This window comes from Rubinisphaera italica, from assembly GCF_007859715.1.
Classification (GTDB): domain Bacteria; phylum Planctomycetota; class Planctomycetia; order Planctomycetales; family Planctomycetaceae; genus Rubinisphaera; species Rubinisphaera italica.
In genome coordinates this window covers 5,869,037-5,891,067 of sequence record NZ_SJPG01000001.1, presented here as the reverse complement: position 1 = coordinate 5,891,067, position 22,031 = coordinate 5,869,037, and the positions used below count along the sequence as shown (strand labels likewise).

At 49.2% G+C, this 22,031-nt stretch carries 18 protein-coding genes; 4 read left to right on the top strand and 14 right to left on the bottom strand.

Annotated features, from left to right (window positions below):
* Nucleotides 1–78: 78 nt before the first annotated feature.
* From tssG to tssA, 8 genes are all read right to left on the bottom strand, one after another.
* A complete protein-coding gene (tssG, locus tag Pan54_RS22420; RefSeq protein ID WP_165441926.1) occupies nucleotides 79–1,146 on the bottom strand; it encodes a type VI secretion system baseplate subunit TssG in 1,068 nt (355 codons plus the stop codon).
* A complete protein-coding gene (gene tssF, locus Pan54_RS22415) occupies nucleotides 1,143–2,984 on the bottom strand; it encodes a type VI secretion system baseplate subunit TssF (RefSeq protein ID WP_146505679.1) in 1,842 nt (613 codons plus the stop codon). The genes tssG and tssF overlap by 4 nt, the downstream gene beginning before the upstream one ends.
* A 361-nt stretch (nucleotides 2,985–3,345) precedes the next feature.
* Entirely contained in the window at nucleotides 3,346–3,822 is a 477-nt protein-coding gene (gene tssE, locus Pan54_RS22410) for a type VI secretion system baseplate subunit TssE (RefSeq protein WP_207310204.1), read from the bottom strand.
* Between the two features lie 191 nt (nucleotides 3,823–4,013).
* Nucleotides 4,014–4,814: a type VI secretion system accessory protein TagJ gene (locus Pan54_RS22405; RefSeq protein WP_146505677.1), complete on the bottom strand. Its 801-nt coding sequence runs from the start codon at nucleotides 4,812–4,814 to the stop codon at nucleotides 4,014–4,016.
* 59 nt (nucleotides 4,815–4,873) lie between these two features.
* Nucleotides 4,874–6,439: a type VI secretion system contractile sheath large subunit gene (gene tssC, locus Pan54_RS22400; protein WP_165441925.1), complete on the bottom strand. Its 1,566-nt coding sequence runs from the start codon at nucleotides 6,437–6,439 to the stop codon at nucleotides 4,874–4,876.
* 180 nt (nucleotides 6,440–6,619) lie between these two features.
* Nucleotides 6,620–8,116: a type VI secretion system contractile sheath large subunit gene (tssC, locus tag Pan54_RS22395; RefSeq protein WP_146505675.1), complete on the bottom strand. Its 1,497-nt coding sequence runs from the start codon at nucleotides 8,114–8,116 to the stop codon at nucleotides 6,620–6,622.
* A gap of 120 nt (nucleotides 8,117–8,236) precedes the next feature.
* Entirely contained in the window at nucleotides 8,237–8,740 is a 504-nt protein-coding gene (gene tssB, locus Pan54_RS22390; RefSeq protein WP_207310203.1) for a type VI secretion system contractile sheath small subunit, read from the bottom strand.
* Nucleotides 8,741–9,163: 423 nt separating this feature from the next.
* Nucleotides 9,164–10,288 (bottom strand): type VI secretion system protein TssA, encoded by a 1,125-nt coding sequence (gene tssA / locus Pan54_RS22385; RefSeq protein ID WP_146505673.1) that lies wholly within the window; start codon nucleotides 10,286–10,288, stop codon nucleotides 9,164–9,166.
* 306 nt (nucleotides 10,289–10,594) lie between these two features.
* Here tssA and Pan54_RS22380 point away from each other — a divergent pair, with 306 nt between their 5' ends.
* Nucleotides 10,595–11,491 carry a DUF6931 family protein gene (locus Pan54_RS22380; protein ID WP_146505672.1) on the top strand — a complete coding sequence of 299 codons (897 nt, stop codon included), beginning with the start codon at nucleotides 10,595–10,597 and terminating at the stop codon, nucleotides 11,489–11,491.
* A 339-nt stretch (nucleotides 11,492–11,830) separates the two neighbouring features.
* Here the strand turns inward: Pan54_RS22380 and Pan54_RS22375 are convergent, their stop codons facing one another.
* The 4 genes from Pan54_RS22375 to Pan54_RS22360 all read right to left on the bottom strand — a co-directional run bounded on the left by Pan54_RS22375 (nucleotide 11,831) and on the right by Pan54_RS22360 (nucleotide 16,260).
* Nucleotides 11,831–13,303 (bottom strand): hypothetical protein, encoded by a 1,473-nt coding sequence (locus tag Pan54_RS22375; protein WP_146505671.1) that lies wholly within the window; start codon nucleotides 13,301–13,303, stop codon nucleotides 11,831–11,833.
* A gap of 355 nt (nucleotides 13,304–13,658) precedes the next feature.
* Nucleotides 13,659–14,444 (bottom strand): hypothetical protein, encoded by a 786-nt coding sequence (locus Pan54_RS22370; protein WP_146505670.1) that lies wholly within the window; start codon nucleotides 14,442–14,444, stop codon nucleotides 13,659–13,661.
* Between the two features lie 220 nt (nucleotides 14,445–14,664).
* Nucleotides 14,665–15,174: a shikimate kinase gene (locus Pan54_RS22365; protein WP_146505669.1), complete on the bottom strand. Its 510-nt coding sequence runs from the start codon at nucleotides 15,172–15,174 to the stop codon at nucleotides 14,665–14,667.
* A gap of 108 nt (nucleotides 15,175–15,282) precedes the next feature.
* Nucleotides 15,283–16,260, bottom strand: a complete 978-nt coding sequence (locus Pan54_RS22360) for a metal ABC transporter solute-binding protein, Zn/Mn family (RefSeq protein WP_146505668.1) — start codon at nucleotides 16,258–16,260, stop codon at nucleotides 15,283–15,285.
* Nucleotides 16,261–16,431: 171 nt separating this feature from the next.
* Between Pan54_RS22360 and rsmD the strand changes: the two genes are divergently transcribed.
* Nucleotides 16,432–17,031, top strand: a complete 600-nt coding sequence (gene rsmD / locus Pan54_RS22355) for a 16S rRNA (guanine(966)-N(2))-methyltransferase RsmD (RefSeq protein ID WP_146505667.1) — start codon at nucleotides 16,432–16,434, stop codon at nucleotides 17,029–17,031.
* Between the two features lie 201 nt (nucleotides 17,032–17,232).
* Here the strand turns inward: rsmD and Pan54_RS22350 are convergent, their stop codons facing one another.
* Nucleotides 17,233–18,597: a Gfo/Idh/MocA family protein gene (locus Pan54_RS22350; protein ID WP_146505666.1), complete on the bottom strand. Its 1,365-nt coding sequence runs from the start codon at nucleotides 18,595–18,597 to the stop codon at nucleotides 17,233–17,235.
* 253 nt (nucleotides 18,598–18,850) lie between these two features.
* On the opposite strand from Pan54_RS22350, the gene Pan54_RS22345 reads away from it, so the two are divergent.
* Nucleotides 18,851–20,056 carry a 2,3-bisphosphoglycerate-independent phosphoglycerate mutase gene (locus tag Pan54_RS22345; RefSeq protein WP_146505665.1) on the top strand — a complete coding sequence of 402 codons (1,206 nt, stop codon included), beginning with the start codon at nucleotides 18,851–18,853 and terminating at the stop codon, nucleotides 20,054–20,056.
* 291 nt (nucleotides 20,057–20,347) lie between these two features.
* Nucleotides 20,348–20,914, top strand: a complete 567-nt coding sequence (locus Pan54_RS22340) for an RNA polymerase sigma factor (RefSeq protein ID WP_146505664.1) — start codon at nucleotides 20,348–20,350, stop codon at nucleotides 20,912–20,914.
* Nucleotides 20,915–20,965: 51 nt separating this feature from the next.
* On the opposite strand, the gene Pan54_RS22335 is transcribed toward Pan54_RS22340, so the two are convergent.
* Nucleotides 20,966–21,964, bottom strand: a complete 999-nt coding sequence (locus Pan54_RS22335) for a Gfo/Idh/MocA family protein (protein WP_146505663.1) — start codon at nucleotides 21,962–21,964, stop codon at nucleotides 20,966–20,968.
* Nucleotides 21,965–22,031: the final 67 nt, after the last annotated feature.

The following is a 22,031-nucleotide window of genomic DNA, read 5'->3' as shown; positions in this document are numbered from 1 at the left end:
CATCCAATTGGAACGTGTTATTCACTGAGGTTTATTAAATGATTTGTAGGACATTCTCTGCAGGAGAGCAATTGATTCTCAGGCAGAATCGGCGATATTAAAAACAGCATCTCCAGTGGTTCCCGTCATCGAACGACTTCGCAACCAACTGTTGCGACCAAGTCGGGCGGGTATTTTCTGTTCTCGGCTCAATTGACATGCCGGGACATCTTTTCCTGAAAGTTTTACCTGAACGTCAAAATCGTACTCCATTCCGACATAACGTCGGGTCAATTCCTGAATGACCTTCAGTTTTTTCTGATCAGGAAGGAAGCTCGCAAATTCTAAATAGGAAGCTGTCGTCAAAACAATGCGAAATCGACTTTGCAAATCGAAGACACGCTCACCACATATCGCTGATCGCCCCAGTTGATTGTTCGCGATCACTTCCTGGTCCCGACTGCCGAGCCTGGTCCGCTCCTCCAGTTCCAGATTTAACCATTGAGGCTGGAACTGCTCGACCTCGACAGGAATCTTCATGCAGATCCACAAAATATTTTCCAGACCAGAAGCTGTTCGTCTTCTCGAAGAAAACAGTGAGGCGAACATCAAAAGCGTTTGGTCTGGAACAGGAGTTCGTTTCTGGAGTTCCGAAAATCCCTGACCGACCAGACTGTTCAACAGCGCAGTGATTCGATCCGGGCGATCCCCAATCAATCGGCTCGTTTCATAGGAGACCGGAATTTGCTGTTTGGCCCAGGCGCGATAAAAAATCGAAAGCGAACGGTGATTGAAAATATCGTAAAAGTCGGTCATCGCATTGTCGTGCAACTTTTGGCGTTGCAACAGCAGCGATGTATAGTGCAATGGCAATACGCCGGTTGGCCCCGTCAGTCCCATGACCGATGTCTGCAGACGTATCAATTGATTTGAAAATCCGGGTTGACTACCAGCGGGTTCTTCAGAAATCTCCTCGACTTCGCTGCCGGCGAAACGAGCTTTGGCAACCGAGCCGAGGCGGATCGGTTCCTGATCTGGACTCGAATTTGAACCAATCTGTTGAAGTCGACCACGACCTATTTGTGCACGAATCGTCTGCATTTCCACCAGACGGATCGCCTGAAGCAAACGAAACTTTCGAGTCATTTTGATAAGACGGCGAATCATAAGAGGATGCGACTTCCTGTTCTGGGGGCCCATTTCTTCCAGATCACATCTTCATTGTCGGACTGCACAATCAATTGAGAAAAAGAATTGAGCGTGCAGGCTTGTCCGAGAAATCGCTCAATCACACAAGCCAGCAAAAACAGTTTCGGCTCATCGACCTGACTGTCGAACGTCACCGTCACTTCAATTCCCCGGCTCACTCCACTGTAGTTGCTCTCGTGAATGCGGCGAGTCACACGCCGGGAAGTCACCGACTTGATCGCCTGAATCATATTTCGGGAGGCACTCGACTCTTCAAAATCATAGATTGCCAGAATCTCACGCAACGCTTTCGCCGCTTGATCATCTCCGACGAGGGAGAGATGATCGAGACTCAAGTTCGAAATCAGTTTCCAGCGAGCATGATTTAACATCGGAGGCCGTACGGTCGCTGTCGGTGCAGAAAGAGCCAGTACGTCACTGACCGCCCCAGCTTCTTCCGAGAAGTACAACTTCGGTTGACCTCTCCCGTAAGGAAGCTTTTCGGGTAGATTCCGATTCAGACAAGTCGTCTCCAGATTCACAATCCAGTCATCCCGTTGAATCGTGGTAAATGATAAATCCACAAAAGAAATGAAAACTTCGGAGCCACTTTGAGCATCCGTCTCGCTGAATTTGCTATCGCGGCGAATCGAATGCCAGAATCCATTTTGATCGCCCGTGCCTTCATGCAGGTGATCGACTGAATAGAACGGCTGAAAATCAAACTCATCGCCGTTGCTATCCTGAGCAGTCACTTCATCAATCGAGTAAATTTCCACAGCATCTGGACGACGGACATCTCCACAAACCGGATATTCAAATTCGGTTTGTGTCAGATAAATGGGGTCGGCTCGTTGTTTAAACAGATTGATCGTCGGCGTACATCCCAGTTGGAACGTGGAGGCCGTCACATCGTTTTCCAACTCGGCTAAAGTCTCATTCAGATAAAAAAAGATATGAAATTCTTCAGTAAAATCGGATCCTCTGAGTAAGTCGAGCTTTTCAAGATCGAAGAATAGAAACTTTTCGGGGAAGACAAAGAACTCCGTTAGCAGGCGATGTTCCCAAGCCGTCCGTTCGGAGCCGGGCAACAAAATATCCTCGGATTCAAAACCAACTTGCCGGATAATTTCGGGCGAAAACACCAGCGGATTCTCATCCTGAACAGAACGAGCGAACGCGACTTCTGTCACGTTATTGCAGAGAGTTTCATAGAGAGGATAAGTAATCTGAGGAAGTCCACTCAAGTAGAAACGGAGTGACTCCCATTCGATCTGATTGATCGAAAATTCGGGTGATCGCGTTTTGAGTGTCAAATGAATGACCCCCGCGGCTTCCTTCGAGTTTTTCGTCATCGGCGCTTTGAAGGGCCTGCTGTGACAACTCCCTCCTTGCACCTGAACCGGCCAGATGGTGACGGCATTGCTGGTCCGGAATCGACAGGGTTCGCCTTGAATGGATTCCGTTTCAATGCTGGTGTCATGTTCGATCGTGTAGCCACTGACGGAGTTGGCTTCGCTTTCACCAATCTTGAACTGAGTGATCATCATCGAAGGAATCGGAGCCAGGAATTGAGGCTGCAAGACTTCGAGAATGGCATTGGAAAGCTCGGGGAAATCATCATCGATTTTCTGACGCGTGCGGGCATTTAGAAATGCAACCGCTTCAATCAATCGCTCAACATGCGGATCCTGACTCGACTCCGGTCCGAGTTTCAACCGGCTCGCAATCTTCGGATGCTCCCGCGCAAACTCTTCCCCCATCCGTCGGAGAAAACCGAGCTCGTTGTTATACCACCGCAGTAAATCATCCTGCATACAAAATCACCGTGAGCTACTAATAAAAAATTAAGAATGAAAAATTATGAACCGCCAAGACGCCAAGACGCCAAGATAATTAGAGAGATTGATGGAGTAAGTTTGCTGGTTTGACAAAAGAAACTTATTAAATCACAAAGGCACGAAGACACAAAGAGTTTTGGAGAGATTGAGCGTCAAATTAAAAACCAATCGCATTCATTAAAGTTTTCAAGAATTTTCAGTTAACTGACATCGCACACCAAAACTCTCATCGTACCTTTGTGAGTTAGTGGTTATTAAAAAATCATCGAAGTTTTAATCGGCCTGAAATACCACGGAAAACGCTCTCAACCCTGGCGTCTTGGCGGTGCATCCCATGTCAAACCCCTTTCACCTTGAACTGACCAGACTTCGGTTCGAAGGAGGAATCGAAGACAATCGATTCCGGCAGGGGATCGGCATACATCACGGCATCAATGCGAAATCGTAGTGTTCTGTCGACATATTCATCCGATGCTAATAGTTGTACGCGGACCGATTTGAAACGTGGTTCAAATCGTTGAATTGCGTCCTGTACGGATCTCAAAAATTCTCGACGTTTGCGTTCGGTACTCAAGTCAGCTCCACTGATATCGGGAATCCCATAGCCGACAACAGATTGCTGAAGTTCCGTAAAATGCGGAGGAATCGTTGCTGCGCTGATTCTCGAATTGAGCAGATTTTCCAGATCCCGCCTCACCGATTGCCGCAGATCGCGAAGCTGAGGAACGTAACGCGTTGTCTCAACTTTTTGATCGGGTCGATCGTCAATGAGACGATCGAGAATTGATGAAATGACCGGTTTTTTGACATCCACGATACTGAGACTTTTCTTATTTACTTAATAATTGCAAATTTGGACGAGCCTGCTTACTTTCCTTCTCCTTGGTGAGAAGGTGGCCGAAGGCCGGATGAGGGGATGCCTTCGACTTCTTCATTCCAAATAACACTGACTTGCCCTCACCCTTACCCTCTCCCGGGGGGCGAGGGGACTATTTTCGAATTAAGTTACTCTCTCTCGGTCGAAACCGAAAACGTCTCTATCGTCATGATTGGTAGATCATTCTCGCCGACCAGCCAGGTTTTTTGGCCAATTCCCAGAATCGGCCCCTCGGGAACTTCGTGCCAGTCTGTCATGCGCCCCAGCTTCATTTTGTCGTCATCATCCAAGCCTGGATTGGCGTAGATCGCCGGCAGATAGACAACCCCTTCCGGTCCATCTTCCACGCGAATTTCCGCACGTCGCCACAGAAGATGATGATAAGCTTCGGCGGGCGCGAATGATAATTCACGGATCCGTTCGGCAGGCACCCAGTAATACTTTCCGTTGTTGGTGAGCAGTTCAATGGTCGTGCCGAGTAAGTCGTCGAGGTCGCGAAAGCCTGTGAAGGCTTCTCCGTTGCAGGTTCCTTGAATCTCAGGACTGATCTCCAGAGCTTCATTGAGCAATTTCCCCGCTTCAGCGGCATTCCCTTCACGCAGAGCGATACTGGCTTTAAGTTGCAGCTTCTGACTTTCGGTCGGCTCCCCCAGAAATTCGGGGAGGCGGCCATTGGTGTAGAAATCACGTCGGGCCTGCTCGGCTCGAATCAACTGTCGAAACTCAGCCAGTGAGATCGCGACATCGGGAGATTGCGTCGCCAGCAGATCGAGTTGTTTATCTGCTCGCTCAAAATCTCCAGCAAACGAAAGCATCTGACAGAGAATCATCCGCTTTTCCAGATCGGTCGGAGCAGACTTCACTGATTCGAGTGCCGTCGCGACAGCCTGCTGTAATTCGCCCGCTTCAAAATGTTCAATCGGTTTCACGGATGTTCCTTTTGTCGTAGATCAGACTGAGCCTGACGTGATTAACATTTGATGTGACATTATCGACTGCTCGTCGAACTGATTTCTGTCGTCAGCTTCACCGCAGAGACCATATCGTCCATTTGGTAATGTGGCTGAAGGTGGATCGTACAATAATAGTTCCCTGGCTCGCCCGGCTTTTCTCGAATGGTTGCCTCGGCTTCCCGTAAAGGATACTTGGCTTTAATTTCCGCTTCGGCATCATCGTCCTGAGTGACATATCGGCGAAGCCAGTCGTTCAAATATTCTTCGCAGTCAGATGCTTCCGTATAGGAACCGATTTTCTCGCGTCCTAGCACTTTGACATAATGAGCGATTCGCGAAACGCACAGCATATAGTGCATCATCGAGGAAAGTCGCGCACTGGTATTCGCACTGTCGCTATCGAACTGCTGCGGTTTCTGTAATGAAGGCGTCGAATGAATAGCGGGCAGTCGGGTGATGTTGCAAGGGCAGAGAGCCGTAAATCCGAGATTACTGAACTCGGCTTCCATCGATTCCGGGATGACAACATCCACTGGAGGTTTGACAGCGATCCCTTCGCGATCCGTCTTCCAGGAAATCTCCGGCAATCCGGTCACCAGTCCTCCTTCATCCCGATCCTGTCTCACTCCACGAATATCGGCCAACCAGCCGTTCTGACAAAATGAGCGAATCATCACGCCGCCCAGTGCATAGGCGGCATTCCCCCAGAGATAGTCGGCTTCATCGGCTGAATCGGTCGTTTCCTGAAACGGGAAGTGAGCCACTTCTTTGCCACGTCCCTCATAAGGTTTACGCATTAAAATACGGGGCAGAGCCAATGCCAGAAATCGGGAATCGGGCAGATCCCTCAACGAATTCCAAGTGACATATTCCGGTTGATTAAACAGTTTTGTCAAATCGCTGGGACGTTCGAGTTCCTGAAAGGAATCGAGCCCGAACAGTGACGGATGAGCAGAAGCAATAAACGGTGCAAAGGCAGCCGCCATCACTTGTGTGAGAGATTTGAGAGCATTGACGTCATCGGTTTTGTGATTTTTGTCGGGTCGCAGGTGAATTTCGTAATCGCCCAGAATAGCCGAGTATGGCTCTCCACCGGAGGTGCCGAATTCTTCGCTATAGATTTTCTTGAATAACTGACTCTGATCGAACTCAATTGCTCGATCCAAATCGCGAACCAGCGCTCCCCAGGAGAGGGAGAGCAGACGGATTTTGCAATTGGCATCAGGATCAGCACAGTCAATCAGGTGCCTGACTCCTCGCCAGCTGGCTTCGAGTTTTTGAAAACGAGGATGGTGTATCACTTCATTGAGTTGACGATTCAGCAATTGATCGATTTGACCAATCTCGCGATTGATTCGCCTGAGTGCCTGCTTGGCAGAGTTTGGAAGCGAGCGACCTGCAGAACGATCAGTCCAGGCAGCCAGCGCCTTGATCGGATCTTTTTCATTGAGCCAGCGATCCAGAAATTCATCCGGCTCAGCGGTTTGGGGATTAGTGGAGATTAAATCGAACAGAGAGTGAGAAGCTGGTTCGGCAGCGGTGGCAGTCTCTTCCAGAAATAAGTCGCTCCGTTCGGACTCATTCGAAGTCTCTGCTCGCATCAGGCCCACCTGTTCACGACAATCCATGTCGTCTAATGAAGGTTCTATCATTTGAGCCAGGGACAACCTGACTCATGCGATTTTAGAGGATGGAATAAAAAAATCCCATCTCAAAACAAGAATGGTTCCAGAGACTTCATAAAGAATTCTCTGGAACCATCTTAAGTTTAATAACACCAATTACCCCAATTGAGGAATCTTGGCGACCATTCGCAGAGAGGTCGTCAGTTCTTCCATTTGCAACCACGGACGCAAGTGAGCGACGGCATTGTAGGAACCGGGAGCTCCGGGGATTTCCTGAACCGAAACGCGAGCTTCACGAAGTGGGTAGCGGGCTTTGGTATCTTCGGAAGGCTTTGGATCGGCAGTCACGTAATTCGTGATCCAGCGATTGAGCCATTCTTCACAATCGGTGACTTCCATGAACGAACCGATTTTGTCTCGGGCCATCACTTTGAGGTAATGAGCGAAACGAGCGGTCGCCATGATGTAAGGCAAACGAGCAGAAATTGCTGCGTTGGCAGTCGCATCGGCTTCGTCGTACTTCTTCGGTTTTTGAGTCGTTTGACCGCCGAAGAAAACTGAATAATCCGTGTTCTTATAGTGACATAGAGGCAGGAACCCAAGCTTGCTCAACTCGGCTTCACGACGGTCTGTGATCGCCAGTTCGGTTGGGCACTTCATATCCGTGTCGCCATCGTCACTCTTGAAGATGTGCGTTGGCAGACCTTCGACTTTACCGCCACCTTCTGCACCACGAATCGCTGTGCACCAGCCATATTTAGAGAACGCGCGTGTGAGATTAGTTCCCATCACGTAAGAAGCGTTCATCCAGGTGTACTGGTCGTGTGAGACAGGCATTGAATTGCCCTGGGCATCGAGCTCGACTTCTTCGAAGTCAAATTCCTCGACTGGTGAAGTCCCTGCTCCGTAAGGGAGACGAGACAATACGCGTGGCATTGTCATGGTGACGAAGCGTGAATCTTCTGATTCGCGGAACGAACGCCATTTTGCGTACTCGGCTGAGTCGAAAATCTTTTCGAGATCGCGAGGTGAAGCCAGTTCGGTCCAGGTATCAAATCCGAACAGAGCAGGATCAGCTGCGGTGACGAACGGACAGAACGCAGCTGCTGCCACATTCGAAATTTTTTCAAGCATCGACAGATCTTGAGGATGCGAAGAAAACTCGAAATCACCGATCAGAGCCGCGTAAGGCTCTCCACCAGGTGAACCGAATTCGTTTTCGTACATCTTCTTGAACAACTGGCTCTGATCAAACTCGACCGCTTTGTCGAGATCCTTGAACAGTTCCTTCTTCGAGACATCGATGACTTTGATCTTCAGATTCTGACCGGTTTCACTTCCCATGATGAGGTGATGTAAGCCTCGCCAGGAACCTTCCAGCTTCTGGAATTTCGGGTGATGCAACACGACAGCCAACTGCTCAGAGAGAGTCTGGTCGATGGCTGCAATCGCATTGTTGATGGTCGCGGTGATACTTTTGTCAAAAGTAACCGTTCCCTTCAACGCTTCGGTTGTCAGGGCCGAGAGCAACTCTTCTGCTCGTGAACGATCGGTTGCTTTAGTCACAGCAATCGCCTGATCAAGCAGACTTACTGTCTGCTCAGTCGTTTCTGCGGCTGCGGCATCAGTTTTTGTTTCTTCGGACGCACTCATATTCAGCATCTCCATTCTGGTGCCCGTTGCGGGCTTTATTTTGGTGCACAAATCACTGTCACGCACTCCGCTGTCGTGCTGGACAACATTTTTTACCGTTCGTTAAGCAGTTACGCTGAACTATTCTGTATCCTCAAGGCCCAGGTCTTTTGACATCGCTTTCAGGTCGTCCTGATTTTGAAGAACTTTCTCGAGCAGATTCTCGAGGTCTTCAGAACGGTCGACTTTGGTCAGCAGGTCCCGTAATTTATCTCGTGTATCGAGCAGCTTGCTCAGAGGTTCGATTTGACGGGCCACTTTGCCTGGCTCGAAATCGTCCATCGATTTGAAAGCCAGATTGACGGCCATTTCGCTGCCATCACCTGCCAGTGTGTTTTCGACTTTCATTTCCAGGCCCGGTTTCATCCGGCCCATCACGTCGTCGAAGTTGTCTCGATCAATCTGCACGAACTTGCGATCACGCAGCGGCTTGAGAGGTTCGGTCGGGTCGCCGGAGAAGTCGCCAACGACTCCCATGACGAATGGCAATTCTTTTTGAACCTGTGCTCCGCCAGTTTCAACTTCGTAAGTAATGTGAACCCGAGGTTTGCGAACCCGGCCAAGCTTATCATGCACGCTCGCCATAATGCCTCCCAGCAGATTTGTCTAAAGAAGAACCGCTCGAAAACGATTCCGGAAAAATTGATTGATTCGCCTCACGATTCTGAAAAATCGTTTCGGTTAGATCATACTGAATTAAAAATTCACTCGCCAAGAAAAAATGCGAAGAATGAATTTAAGCCTTGACTTTGATTGACTGCCTGTTCCAGCCGTCTCTGACAGTCTAGCTCAAGAAATCGGGTCCGCCAATGTGGACCTGCAGAGTTTTTGAAAATGGAGGGGAGATTGTTGAATCCCGTTCGGCGGGTTTTCATCAGAAATTCATCGTTGAAGAGATCATTGTGTGGCACGCTCTGAGCGAAGCAATGGACGTGTGCTTCTGGGTTCACCACGCCCATCACTGCGTTCTGGGACGTGCCACCCTGTTGTTATAATTCGATGATGAAACTATTCCTCGCCTTCAGTCTCACTCGTGCGAATTCCAACCAGACGAAACATCTGGTGGATCGAACTTTCATCCGGAATCAACTCTTTCATCAGCTCTGGCAATGGCAATCGTCCCCAGCGGACAACTTGTTGGATGCCATAGGAAATCGGCGTGTGTGGTTCGGCTTTGCGGAAATATTCCGCGACTTGCAGCAAGATTCGAAACGCATCTTCTCGGGAACGGATCCCATCGACACTATTCACGCTTGCTGCAGCTTTAGGTGTAGTTCCACCTGCCTCGGCTGCAACTTCCTCGCTGGTTTCTTCCAGGTCCTCTTCAGTAGAGAGCGTGGCCAGTTTATCCCGGGCGACTTTTTCCAGAGTTTCCAGAATTTCTTCCAGCGTTTGTCGAATGCTGGATGACGGTGGTGAGTCTCGACCGTATTTTTCATCGAGAGTGGCTGTCATCTCCTTGAAAGCCGTGATCGCTTCCTGAAGATCGTCGTGAATTTCGCCGAACTCTTCTGCGGGTGTGGCAGAGAGAGCCATATTAAAGGTATCGAGTGAAATGGCTCCCTGAGAAATACGGCGATCACGTGCACCCGGATCGACTTTTTCCAGTTCCATTGCCTGAGTGTACTGAGCCAGTCCATAAGCTCCCTCGCCAGTCTCACCTGTGATCGGCACATTTTTGAGGGGCATGATTAATGTGCCGGTCGCATCTTCACCGTTCAGACCAACCAGCGGAGCCAGTCGCGTTTCCAACCCATCTTCATCTGGCAACGGATATATCACATCGCCGAACTCTTTGACATACGCTTCGATGAGCCGACATCCATCCCGCATTCCTGCAAAGCCGTGGATTCGCACAAGGCTTTCGAGCAGATAGGCGGTCATTTCAAAGTCTTTGGACGACTGAGCCAGGACTTCGGGCACGGTTTGCAGAATCGGTCGCCAGTCTGCGACCGCATCGTTATCGCCCATCTCAATTTGACGCTCTGCTGCCCGAGCTTGTGAGCGTGCATCCTTGATGCGATAATAAATCGAATTGGGCGACGTATCATCGCGCAAATCGACTCCGGCAGGAAGCTCTTCCGAAATCGGACGGCTCAATAATTCCAAATCTAGAATCGGCTCGGTCGACATAGCGCTGCATTCTTCAGTGAATTGAACTCGATATGAGCACGCTTACCCTGCGAAACAGGGTAGCATAGGGGATTCATAGCGGATGTAGGTATTCTTCCTATCGACAGAAGCCGACGTCGACTTGATTACGAAGCTCCGGAGATCGAGTTCTCGGCAAAGTGATGATGTTTGTGGTCTTGCTGTAGGGATTAGTGGCCAGTATTGAGTGACCAGTGGCCAGAGAGTTCCTGGAGCGTGACGATGGAATAATTCGCCTTAATTGTGAAATAAAGGATCAATAACAGGTCCTGCAAAGAAAGTAACCTGATGCAAACGCTGGTACTTAAAGTCGTAGAAGGGCCGGATCTCGGGCTGCAAACGTTCATAAGATCCGGCCAGAAGTTGCGAGTTGGACGATCTTCATGGGCCGAGATGAGTTGTTCCAGGGATGAGGAACTGCAGGAAATCCATTTTCAGATCCTTTCCACTTCCAGTGGTTGGTCTCTGAATTCTGCTCGTCCGGAATATACCGTTTTTTGCAACGGCCAGCCGGTTCGACAAACTCCGCTCAAACATGGCGATTTGATTGTCGCTGGCAATTCTCACTTTCAAGTTCGCGATGCCGCTCAAAAGATTCCACAAAAGAAAGCGGTTGAAGCGATTCAGGAAGAATCGTCGGAACCTGAGCATGTCGAAGTCGAAACGCCCGCGCTGGCGATCTTACTGGCCGACCTGCAGATCTCAACCAGTCTGGATGTTAATAATCCCGAACTTGAGGCCTCTGAGGTGATAGCCGAACTCAAGCAGGAAGAATTCTGGGGAGATACCGTGCGTTTGATTGCCGCTTTGATTGGAGCTCAGAAATCGGTCGCGTGGGAAATGGAAGCCTATCAAACTTATGAGCAATCACTCCCTGCACTCAATCCAGAAGTTCAATCCGTTGCAGAAGCCTGGCAAAGTGAGCCGACAGAAGAGAATCGTCGTGAAGCGGAAAAACTGGTCGATGTTGCAGGTTTGGAAACGCCCGCGGGCTGGATTGCTCAAACGATTTTCTGGAGCGAAGGCTCCCTCTCCGCTCCCGACCTTCCCGAAGCCCCTGCCCCTCCAACGCTGTTTACTAAAGCCGTTCACAGCACGCTGTTATTCATTGCGATCACCGTCGATCCCGCCGAACTTCCGAATCGCTGGATAGAGTTAATCGCTTTAGGAGAGACCCGGCTCTAACTCGTAAATTCAATTAATGAAACTGGAGAAGCATTATACAAGCACGAAGCGCAAGCGAGTGAACCCTCCAGGCTTTGACTCACTCGCTTGCGCTTCGTGCTTGTATTAGCTCTCAAAATTGCGCGCAAATCCCAACCCGAAGCGTCAGCGAGGGGACGGCGTCGATTTAGATTCCAGTTAAGCACCAATAAAGAAAAGCGACCCGAGACAGAGGAGTCTCGGGTCGCTTATTAATTTTCGCTGAGAGAATTCAATCTTTCGATTTTATCACTGCAGAGGAGCAGGCTTGAGTCGCAAGTTGATTTCCTTCAGTCGTCTCACTGACAAAGTCAGTTCCGATTATTTGCAACCGCAGCATTTTTTGCAGCAATCTTTGCAAGGAACTTTGCATTCAATCACTTCTTCAACGCAACGACAAACTTTCACTTCGACTTCTTTTTCAACCTGGACAGGAACACAAACTGTGTATGTCTTGGTTTTTTCTTCTTTGACGAGTTCGTAGGTTGTCTCTTCGTACTCTTCAGTACGAGTTTTAGTGACAGGCTCTTTGACTGTGCAGGTTTTTGTCTTTTCGACGGGAACTTTTTTGCAGGTCACGACAGTTTTTGTCTTTGTGACAGGCTTGCACTCAACAACAGTGTACTCGTACTCTTCTTCAACTTCTTCACAAGTCACAACGTCCACAGTCTTGGTGTACTCTTCTTTTTCACAGACAGTTTCGGTGTACTCGTACTCTTCTTCAACACACTCGTGCTTGCAGGTCTTAACCGTTTTTGTGTAGGTTTCTGGCTCGCAAACAGTTTCCGTGTACTCGTACTCTTCTTCAACACATTCGCATTTGCAGACCTTAACCATTTTGGTGTAGGTTTCTGGTTCGCAAACAGTCACTGTGTATTCGTACTCTTCTTTGTGAGGAACTCGTTTACAGACAGTGTAAGTGATTTCCTTTTCAACACATTCTGGAACCCAGCATTTTTTCATGTAGGTTTTTGGTTCGCTACAAGATTCACAGCAAGGTTTGCAGCATTTGTTGCAAGAAGACGGGCATTCAGTTTCGACGCATTCCCAGTGACCTTTGTCGACTTTGATTGTGCGTGTCTTTTCTTCTTTGACCGTTTCCCACACACAGCGAGTTCCGGTTTTGGTCACTTCTTTAGGAACCATACGAGTGTACTCTTTTTCGATTTCTTCCCACACAGGTTTCATTACCTTGCGTGTTCCGGTCTTGGTCACTTCTTTAGGGACCATACGAGTGTACTCTTTTTCGACTTCTTCCCACACAGGCTTCATCACCTTGCGAGTTCCGGTCTTGGTTACTTCTTTAGGAACCATGCGTGTGAAAGTTTTTTCGGTTGGAGTGACCACTTTCTTCATCACGGTGCGAGTTCCGGTTTTGGTCACTTTCTCAGGAACCATAACTTCGTACTCGACTTCTTTTTCCTCTTTCTGGACTTCGCAAACTGTGTACAGTTTTTCGATTTCCTTTTCGACCCACTCGGTGTATTCCACTTCGCGAGTCTTCGTTTCAGTGTGAGGAACTTTCTTACAGATGGTGTAAGTTTTTTCTTTTTCCTGCTTCTCGTACTCGGTCACAGTCACGGTTTTCATTTCCGTCACCCATTGTGGACGTCGTACAGTTTTTTCAACAACCGTGCACTTGTCGCATTCCGCGCTGCCTTCACAACATTTTTCACAAGCTGATGCACAGTTCGGTTTGCATGCACAATCGCCTGCCAAGGCCGGTGTCGTCACAACAGCCAGACATGCCACTGCCAGGAATCGACCCAGCGATCCCATTACCCAACTACTCATACGAATTTCTCCCCTCTGAAATAAATAAAATACAACCACACGTGTGACTGTCGGCCCCCGTTGTCAATCTGAGCTGCCTAAATAGTCAATATAGGGGGCCTGGATACCCATGATTAATAATCTAGCATCAGGGAGAGCAATGCAAATATTAAATTGGGCAATTCACGCAAAATGAACAGAAGAGGGGTGTGAAAATGCAGCCTGATGTTTTTTGGCAACATTCAGGACACAATCTCAAATTACGGACAGGAGGGTATGCATATGAAGGGGCGGCTAGCGACTAGCAACTGCTCGCATGTTTAACATGAATTGCAATCATTTGACGAGTCAGCGTCTCGTTCAGAAGCAGCAGATTTTATCGTCGGCAACCTGGCAGGACGATAAAATCAGGACAAGCCCGCACGTGCACATGATCCAGTTCCGAGTAGTTTTCCCGACGGGGAGTCACCCCGACACCGGCACTGAACAATGGAGCTTTGAGAGAACTCGTTTCGATGGGATAGCGACACAGCCCCAGTCGTTTGTCTAACCACAGATGCCTCACTTCAGCATCCAGTATCAGACCATTCTCCAGAAAGACCTCGGCGATATGCTCGCTTGCTGTATAGCCTATACGTATCAGTGGATATCGTGTTCGAGGATCATAAGGGTCTACTCCGGAAACGGCATGGATACAGTTGGAGATCTCAGTTCGTAGAACGGGATCGATCGCCTGATAAGCAATTAAATCTGCTTTCAGCAAGCCAATTCGATGCACCGCTCGTTGAAAAGTCTCGCAGGAAACTTGATAAGGCCCCCACTTTTGCACGTTTGCACCACCCTTAAGAGCCCAGCGAATCGTCTCATGTAATCCGAAATTGTCTCCTTCTTCGGGAACCAGTCTCCAGATGTTGATCTCTTTGGTCACGGGCAACCAGCTGATTGTATGCACTTCGAGCTGATATTGATTCCAGTCATTACCACAGCCAGTTGCTTTCACAAAGGTCGCAAATGAATGCACCCGATCCCCCCGCGGCGGTTCACACTGAGAGCCGTAAACTGTCATGAAGTAAAACGTCTCAGCAGAGGCGTTTCCACACATAGAAGAACTGATGAGTAGAGCACAAAGGACTGCGAACAGAAATTTATTCAGGGAAATCATCGTTTAACGCTCGCAGGTTGAGACATCATGCTCTCAAATGGAATATGCAACAGAAAACGAAGATGTAATGATCGATTCGTAATAAGTCGCAAGAAATCTATTCCATTCATCGTCAATCAACATCTCCATCGAACAGCGGCCTGACGATTATGCGAGTCGTTTGCATGATGTGAATTAAAAGGAATTCGTACTGCATTAATCTCAGGATTGCATCTGAAAATCAATCTGCAATTATGCTATCCACTTCAGAGGCAATTTGTTCAGGACACTTCCCATCACATTTAATCGTCACTTGCGCGTACCGTTCATACAGTTCGCAGCGTTCGTCATACATCTGAGCAAATGTCTGCTCGGCAGGCCGGGCAAGTCCTCGTTGAGCCTCGTTTGTCACCCGACTCTCCAGCTCTTGCAAACTCACTTTCAGATAAACAATTGTCCCCAATTCCTTCAAATGTTTCATCGCAGCTTCCGAATAAACCGCACTTCCTCCTGTCGCCACCACATGATTTTCCACATCCAGATTTTGCAGTACGTCCCCTTCAATCCGCCGCAGTTCCAGATAGCCCTTTTCGTTAACCGTCTCCTGCAGACAGCAACCTTCCTTGAGCTGAATCAGAAGATCGGTGTCGACAAAATCCCGAGCGGTCTGCTTGGCAAGGATGACTCCAATCGTACTTTTCCCGGCTCCGGGCATGCCAATGAGAATCAGATTTTTAAGAGCATTCGACATGGCAATGAAGGCAAAGTGAAAAGATTGGTCAGCTGGTCTCAAATGAAAAACTCAGATGGATTGACATACCGGGGGCTTCGCTGCGCTTCGACCCCAGCCACCAATATTTTAGGGAGTCGTATTAAGGGCATCGACAATTGTTTTGACATTGGCTGCAAACATTGTCGGAAAAGTCTCCGCTCCACTTCCAGCAGGCCCCAGGGCATCGGAAAAGAGTGTCCCGCCAAGCTGGACATCGAACCCACGCTGTTTGCAACCTGCAATAATTGCCTGAATCGATTTGTCACTCACACTCGATTCGGCAAAAATCGCAGGAATCCTGTTATCCACAACACGACTGACAAGTACCTCCACCTTCTTCACACTCGCCTCCGCATTCGTACTAATCCCCTGCACCGCTGCCACTTCCAGGCCGAGCGACCGCCCAAAATATTCAAAGGCATCGTGAGCAGAAATCAGAATACGACCATTCTCCGGAATCACCTCGATTTGTTCTCGGGAAGTGTCGAGCAATAACTGTATTTGATCGCAGTATTGGGCCGCTCGGGCGTTATAAGCTTCTGCCTGATCGGGATATCGTTCCCCAAGAGAATCCGCAAACTTCCTGGCGGCGACCTGCCACAATTCGAGATCATTCCAGAAATGCGGATCGTATTTTCCAGCCGCGACTTCAATCAAACCATCTTCCGTGGTTAAACCAGTCGCGAGTGCATACACGAATTGCTTCTTGTTCTGCTCCATATGCTCCAGCGTCTGCGACAAGCCCGCTTCCAAATGCAATCCATTATAAATAATCGCATCCGCCTGACTCATCAGGCTGATATCTCGCGGCGAAGGCGTAAACAGATGCGGATCGACGCCGGCCTTCATCAGCACATTAACCTCAACCTCTGGTCCCAGAATCGCACTGACAAGATCACCAACCATGCCAGTGGTACAGAGAACGATTTTGAGAGGACGAGGTTCGGTTGAGCCCGTTTCTGTGTTAGATGTGCCGTTACAGCCGAAAGCAAACAAAGGCCCAAAGACCGCAAATATCATCAGGACAGAAATTCGGAATGATTCAAACCAATGAGAAGAAGCCAATGTCGATGTCCTTTAAGAACAATGCTCGGAAATCACCCGCAAGTATTTCTGGCAGGCCCATGAATTGTAGCCTGTGGTACATTTTAAAGCAATTCTCGATGGTTCACACATCCCGAGATAGCTATAGTGATGGTTTCCCAACCCGTTTTGTCAGCCGATACCAGGAAACAGATGCGAATAATTGCCGGAGATTTCAAAGGTCGAAACCTGAAGGTCAACCCAGGAATGACGACGCGGCCGATTCTCGATCGCGTCAAGCAGATGCTCTTTGACCGGATTGAAGCCGATTTGCCGGGAGCCCGCGTGCTCGACGTCTTCTGCGGCACGGGCACACTCGGCCTGGAAGCGATGAGCCGAGGTGCGAAAAGCTGTGTGTTTATCGAGCAGGATCATCGGGCCGCAACTCTATTGCGGGAGAATACCGCTCATCTGGGAGTCGAAGACCGAACCCTCTGCTGGCGAACGAATGCCGTCAAATGCTCCTACCGTCCCAAAGGGGTGCCGGACCTTGTTCCGTTCGATGTCATCTTTTTCGATCCTCCCTATCCACTGGCAGAAAAACAATTCAAACCGGGCAAACCTCTTTACAAAGCCCTCGAAAAACTCGGCTCAGATGAAGCGACCGCCAAAGAAATCTCTCTGCTCATCATCCGCGTCCCCCGCCGCTGCGAAGTCGAAGTCCCCGAACCGTGGATCAAAACCGAATTCGAAATCGCAGTCGCGAGTATGCGAATTCTGTTCTACGAGAAGACGGATTCCATCGAAGAATAATCCAGTGGCACGCCCGGAACGAAGTGATGGGCATTGTCAGGAATTGTTTTGAACCGCGGATAAACGCGGATAAACGCAGATGGGATTACACGCAAAGCCCAATTATTTTGACCAATAAGATGCTACCAGATATTGAAGTAGAAATGAAAATGTCCCTCTCGGAATGAAAGGGACATTTTCTCAACAGACAACTCACAAATCTTAATACTCGCGTTTGGTTTTCAAACCGGGCATTGGAATCGGATAGAGTCCCTTTTCATTCATCATGACCGGGGCATCGCCTTCGAGTGTCAGTTCGGCAACCTGTGGGGCGAATTCGTGATCGTGCTCAAGCATTTGATCGCGGGTAACCATGCGGCCGGTATGAGCAGCCATGCGACCCATCGATGTGACCAGGGATGCCATCACGCCGCGTTCGACTTCGTTGTAGGTTTCATCCTTACGGATAGCCGTCATGAGATGTTCCCATTCGAGCTGGTATGGATTCGGTTCCTTACGATCAAACTTCCACGCGAGTTGATCATCGGTGAACGACTGCCCTTTATAAATACGGCTCTTAGCAGGTGTGTGAGAAGCCGTCGAGATGACAGCCGAGCCTTTGGTGCCGTGTGCGTAGCTGGCAAATTCTTTGTCGCAGCCGTTCATCGTCCGGCCTTCCAGGAACATTTTCGAGCCATCGGCAAAGGTATATTCCACAGAATAATTGTCGAAGTTCTGATCGATATAATTTCCACGGTAATGACGCCCACCAGAAGCCTTGGCCATGACTGGCCAATCGTTTTTCATCCAGCAGCATTCATCAATGTTATGAATCAGGAAGTCACTGAATGCTCCACCGCTCGCCCAGAGGAAGCCATGGAAGTTCTTGATCTGATACATCAGTTCGGTCAATGCTTCTCCATCTTGCGGAGCAACAAAAGCCGAGGCGGTCGGACCGGCTTGACGATAAGCACGCAATAAAACCAGATCGCCAATTTCACCGGATTGAATGCGATCAAACAGTTCGCCACGAGCTTCACAATGACGGCACATCAGCCCAACGCCGACTTTGAGATTCTTGGCTTTGGCCTGTTCGTTGAGCTCAAGCATTTTTCGGCTGGTCGGAGCATCGACTGTGACCGGCTTTTCCATGAAGACGTTCAAGCCTTTTTCAATCGCATAGGTGAATTGCACCCAGCGGAAAGCAGGCGGAGTGGTGAGGATGACAACATCTCCAGGATTCAGACAATCCATCGCCTGTTTGTAGGCGTCGAAACCAATAAACTTGCGTTCGTCAGGAACGTCCATCCGCTCGCTGTGTCGCCCGCTCAATGCATTGAAACTGCCACTGAGTCGATTTTCAAAAACATCAGCCATCGCAACCAGTTTGACAGGCCCCTGTTGTGTGTTTAAAGCATTATCCGCAGCTCCGGTCCCTCGACCTCCACAGCCCACCAGTGCAATTTGAATTGTTTCTGTACTGTCCGCATAGGCTCGTGAGGAAATCCCACTGGCTGCAACAGCAGCGGTAACCGTCGCAGAAGTTTTTAGCAGATCGCGTCGGGAAATTGGTGTCGGCTCGGTCATGGAAGTTCCTCTTGATTTATGGTGAGATTGAATCTGGGAATGAGATGCGAGGCAATCAAACATCAGCATAGTTTGATTCAATGTACAATAAACGTCCTTACTTTCCAAGCATTTACTTGGGCAGGATCGACAGACTTGAGAAATTCATCCTGTCTAATCACAATGCGTTCTGAATTTGGGAAAAGTAATTTGCAATCAGGTGCATCGGAAATTCCGGCTGTTTCTGTAACCGTTAAATCGACAAGGCTTCTCGATGAATTTTCACGATCTCACCCGTCAATTGCAGCGACAAAGCGAATCGAAAATTGTTCTTCTGGTGGCTGATGGTCTGGGCGGTTTGCCCATGAAGCCCGGCGATAAAACCGAACTGGAAACCGCAATCACCCCCAATCTCGATGCCCTGGCCAAACGCGGAACACTCGGATTGAGCACACCCGTTCTGCCCGGAATTACTCCCGGAAGTGGTCCTGGACACTTGGGATTATTCGGCTACGACCCCGTCGTTTACAATATTGGACGAGGTGTATTGGAAGCATTGGGCATTGACTTTGAACTCGGCCCAAAAGATGTCGCCATTCGCGGAAATTACTGCAGCCTGGATGAAGAAGGCAAGATTTCCGATCGCCGAGCCGGTCGTATCGGTAGTGATGTCGGTGCCAAACTGTGTAAAAAACTGGATAAAATCGAAATCCCCGGCGTAGAAGTTTTTGTTCGACACGTCAAAGAATACCGGCTGGTCATCGTCTTCCGTGGCGAAGGACTCGAAGGGGATGTTCACGATACCGATCCTCAACGAACCGGCGTCGAACCACTGGAGCCAACTGCTCGATCTGAAGGTTCCGCCAAAACCGTTGAAATTGCCAAGCAATTTCTGGCTCAGGCTCGCGAGATTCTTAAAGACGACTTCCCCGCGAACTTTCTGACGTTGCGTGGAATTGCCAAAAAGCCGGATATCCCAACTTACGAAGAAGTCTACGGCACTCGCTCGGCTGCGATTGCCGTCTATCCGATGTATCGCGGCCTTGCCCGGCTCGTTGGGATGGATGTTCTCGATGCCGGTCAAACACTCGATGATCAATGTGCTCGACTCGAAGCCGCCTGGGACGATTACGACTTCTTTTTCATGCATTTCAAATATACCGATTCCACCGGTGAAGACGGTAATTTCGATGCAAAGGTGAAGCGAATTGAAGAGTTTGATGCCGCGATTCCGAAAATTACCGGCTTAAATCCAGATGTCATCGTCGTAACTGGCGATCACAGTACGCCGAGCAAAATGAAATCTCACAGTTGGCATCCTGTTCCCACGATGATCGCAGCCGATAATTGCCGCTACGACGCCTGCGATACTTTCGGCGAAGCCACCTGCCTGACCGGGGGACTTGGCCAGTTCCCTGCGAAATACCTCATGTCGTTAGCGCTTGCCCATGCCGGACGATTGGAAAAATACGGCGCGTAACGAAGTCATTCCCAGATCAGTGAAAATTAGTTCTTGTCCCGAGCGAATGCCTCGCGTAAACTTAATCGAGATACTATTTGTGCGCCGTAATCACTTGTGTGATAATTTGCGCAGAAATTGTTGAGAACAAATCAGCTGTCTGATCCTCATTGGCAAATGCGAGTCTCTTTCTGAGACTTATCCTGTGAGAACAGTGGCCCTTTCGGAGTGTTCTCTTAAGTTGCCAATGGGGCTGCAGGAACGGATCTGCTGCTGTTTCAATGTTCGTTTTTCCTAATCTCACATGCAACAATGGCACTGACACCTTTAGATCGTGATTTGATAGCAAGATGCCTCCGCCGAGAGCCTGCGGCCTGGCAGAAGTTCATCGATCGCTTTCTCGCATTGTTTGTGCATGCCATTCGTCACACTGCTGATTGTCAAAGTTATCGCCTGACAGATGAAGATATCGACGAGATCGCTTCTGAAATTATGACGACCATTGTCGCCAACGAATTCCAGGTACTCCGTCAGTTTCGTGGCAAAAGTTCTCTGGCAACATATCTGGCTGTCATTGCCCGTCGTGTTTGTGTGCGAGATATTTCCCGAAGACGTAAACAGAGTACGGTTCCGATCACTGAAAATACGGATCATGAAAAATCAGTAACGAATGGGCATAGTATCGAACGCGAATTAATCAATCGCGATCAACTCGAGCATCTGATTGGCTCCCTCTCGATGCATGAAGGCAAAATTGTGAGAGCCTATCATCTCGATGGTCTCTCCTATGCGGAAATCAGCAAGCGCTACAATATCCCCGAAAACAGCATCGGCCCAGTCCTCACCCGCGCCCGCGAGTATATGAAGAGAATCGGCTAAAGTAGGATAGGCTTCCAGCCTGTCTGATGACTGCCTTTGACCATCCGTGGTTCAAAATTCGTTTTCGTTTCGCTTTGACTTCGCACTCTTCAGCAACCTGTCCATCACCTGCTGAGTCTTCAGCCCTAGTGATTGCTGATTATCAAGCTGCCCAGTCAAAATTCGCTGACTGAAATTTTCAATCAGACACGTTTCCTGAGTAGCGGCTTCACAGTTCACAACCTCGGCATTTCCCTGAGCATCATGAATCCAGAATCGCGTCTTCTCTTCCTGCCAGGGACGCGTGAAATCATCGCAGACAATCGAGCCTTCTGTCCCGGCAATTTCAATCCAACGACGAGATGTCATATTTCGTGAGCAATCAAAGGCAGCTTCGGCTCCATTCGCAAATCGCATCCAGCCTGAAAAACTTTCATCGACAGATCCATCCAGAACTTCTCTGCCGAAAACTTCCTCGGGTAACATCCCCAGTGTCCACAAGGAAGCCCCCACACAATACCAGCCCAGATCCATCAGGCTACCGCCCCCCTGCTCCTGCTTGAATCGATATTCTTCAGAGGGCTCAACAGAACTTTGCCAGGGAAAGGAAAATGCACTGGTGACACGGCGGATTTCTCCCAGGCGTCCTTGATTCAAAATATCTCGAATCTGAGTGGCGCGTGGATGATGATACCACATTACCCCCTCTTCAAAACAAACCCCTGCCTGTTGGCAGGCATTCACCATCGTCTCGGCTTCGAGCGCATTCAGTGCCAATGGCTTTTCACAAAGCACATGCTTGCCAGCCTGAGCTGCTTTGATGGTCCACTCCGCATGCAGATGCGGTGGCAATGGAATGTAAACCACATCGACATCATCGCGTTCCAGCAGTTGCTCGTAACTTTCGACGATCTGCGGACACTCGTATTTCTCAGCCCACGCTTTTGCTTTCTCCTCAGATCGACTGGCAATGGCGATCAGCTTTGCAGCTGGAGCAGATTGAATGGCAGGAGCAACCCGCCGTGTGATGCGAGCCGTCCCTAATATCCCCCAGCGCACGGGTGATTGCATTTTGAAATCCTGTCTGGGAATGAATTTGATGCGTTTCCTTCATTTATAGAAAGTTCCCTGGTACTTT

Coding starts and splice junctions, on each gene's coding strand:
- tssC (WP_165441925.1), bottom strand. CDS start 6,439: ATGCGAGCAGAGACTTCGAATGAGTCCGAACGGAGCGACTTATTTCTG.
- tssB (WP_207310203.1), bottom strand. CDS start 8,740: ATGGCGAGCGTGCATGATAAGCTTGGCCGGGTTCGCAAACCTCGGGTT.
- rsmD (WP_146505667.1), top strand. CDS start 16,432: ATGCGAATAATTGCCGGAGATTTCAAAGGTCGAAACCTGAAGGTCAAC.
- Pan54_RS22375 (WP_146505671.1), bottom strand. CDS start 13,303: ATGAGTAGTTGGGTAATGGGATCGCTGGGTCGATTCCTGGCAGTGGCA.
- tssG (WP_165441926.1), bottom strand. CDS start 1,146: ATGATTCGCCGTCTTATCAAAATGACTCGAAAGTTTCGTTTGCTTCAG.
- Pan54_RS22380 (WP_146505672.1), top strand. CDS start 10,595: ATGCAAACGCTGGTACTTAAAGTCGTAGAAGGGCCGGATCTCGGGCTG.
- Pan54_RS22340 (WP_146505664.1), top strand. CDS start 20,348: ATGGCACTGACACCTTTAGATCGTGATTTGATAGCAAGATGCCTCCGC.
- Pan54_RS22350 (WP_146505666.1), bottom strand. CDS start 18,597: ATGACCGAGCCGACACCAATTTCCCGACGCGATCTGCTAAAAACTTCT.
- Pan54_RS22365 (WP_146505669.1), bottom strand. CDS start 15,174: ATGTCGAATGCTCTTAAAAATCTGATTCTCATTGGCATGCCCGGAGCC.
- tssA (WP_146505673.1), bottom strand. CDS start 10,288: ATGTCGACCGAGCCGATTCTAGATTTGGAATTATTGAGCCGTCCGATT.
- tssF (WP_146505679.1), bottom strand. CDS start 2,984: ATGCAGGATGATTTACTGCGGTGGTATAACAACGAGCTCGGTTTTCTC.
- tssC (WP_146505675.1), bottom strand. CDS start 8,116: ATGAGTGCGTCCGAAGAAACAAAAACTGATGCCGCAGCCGCAGAAACG.
- Pan54_RS22335 (WP_146505663.1), bottom strand. CDS start 21,964: ATGCAATCACCCGTGCGCTGGGGGATATTAGGGACGGCTCGCATCACA.
- Pan54_RS22370 (WP_146505670.1), bottom strand. CDS start 14,444: ATGATTTCCCTGAATAAATTTCTGTTCGCAGTCCTTTGTGCTCTACTC.
- Pan54_RS22345 (WP_146505665.1), top strand. CDS start 18,851: ATGAATTTTCACGATCTCACCCGTCAATTGCAGCGACAAAGCGAATCG.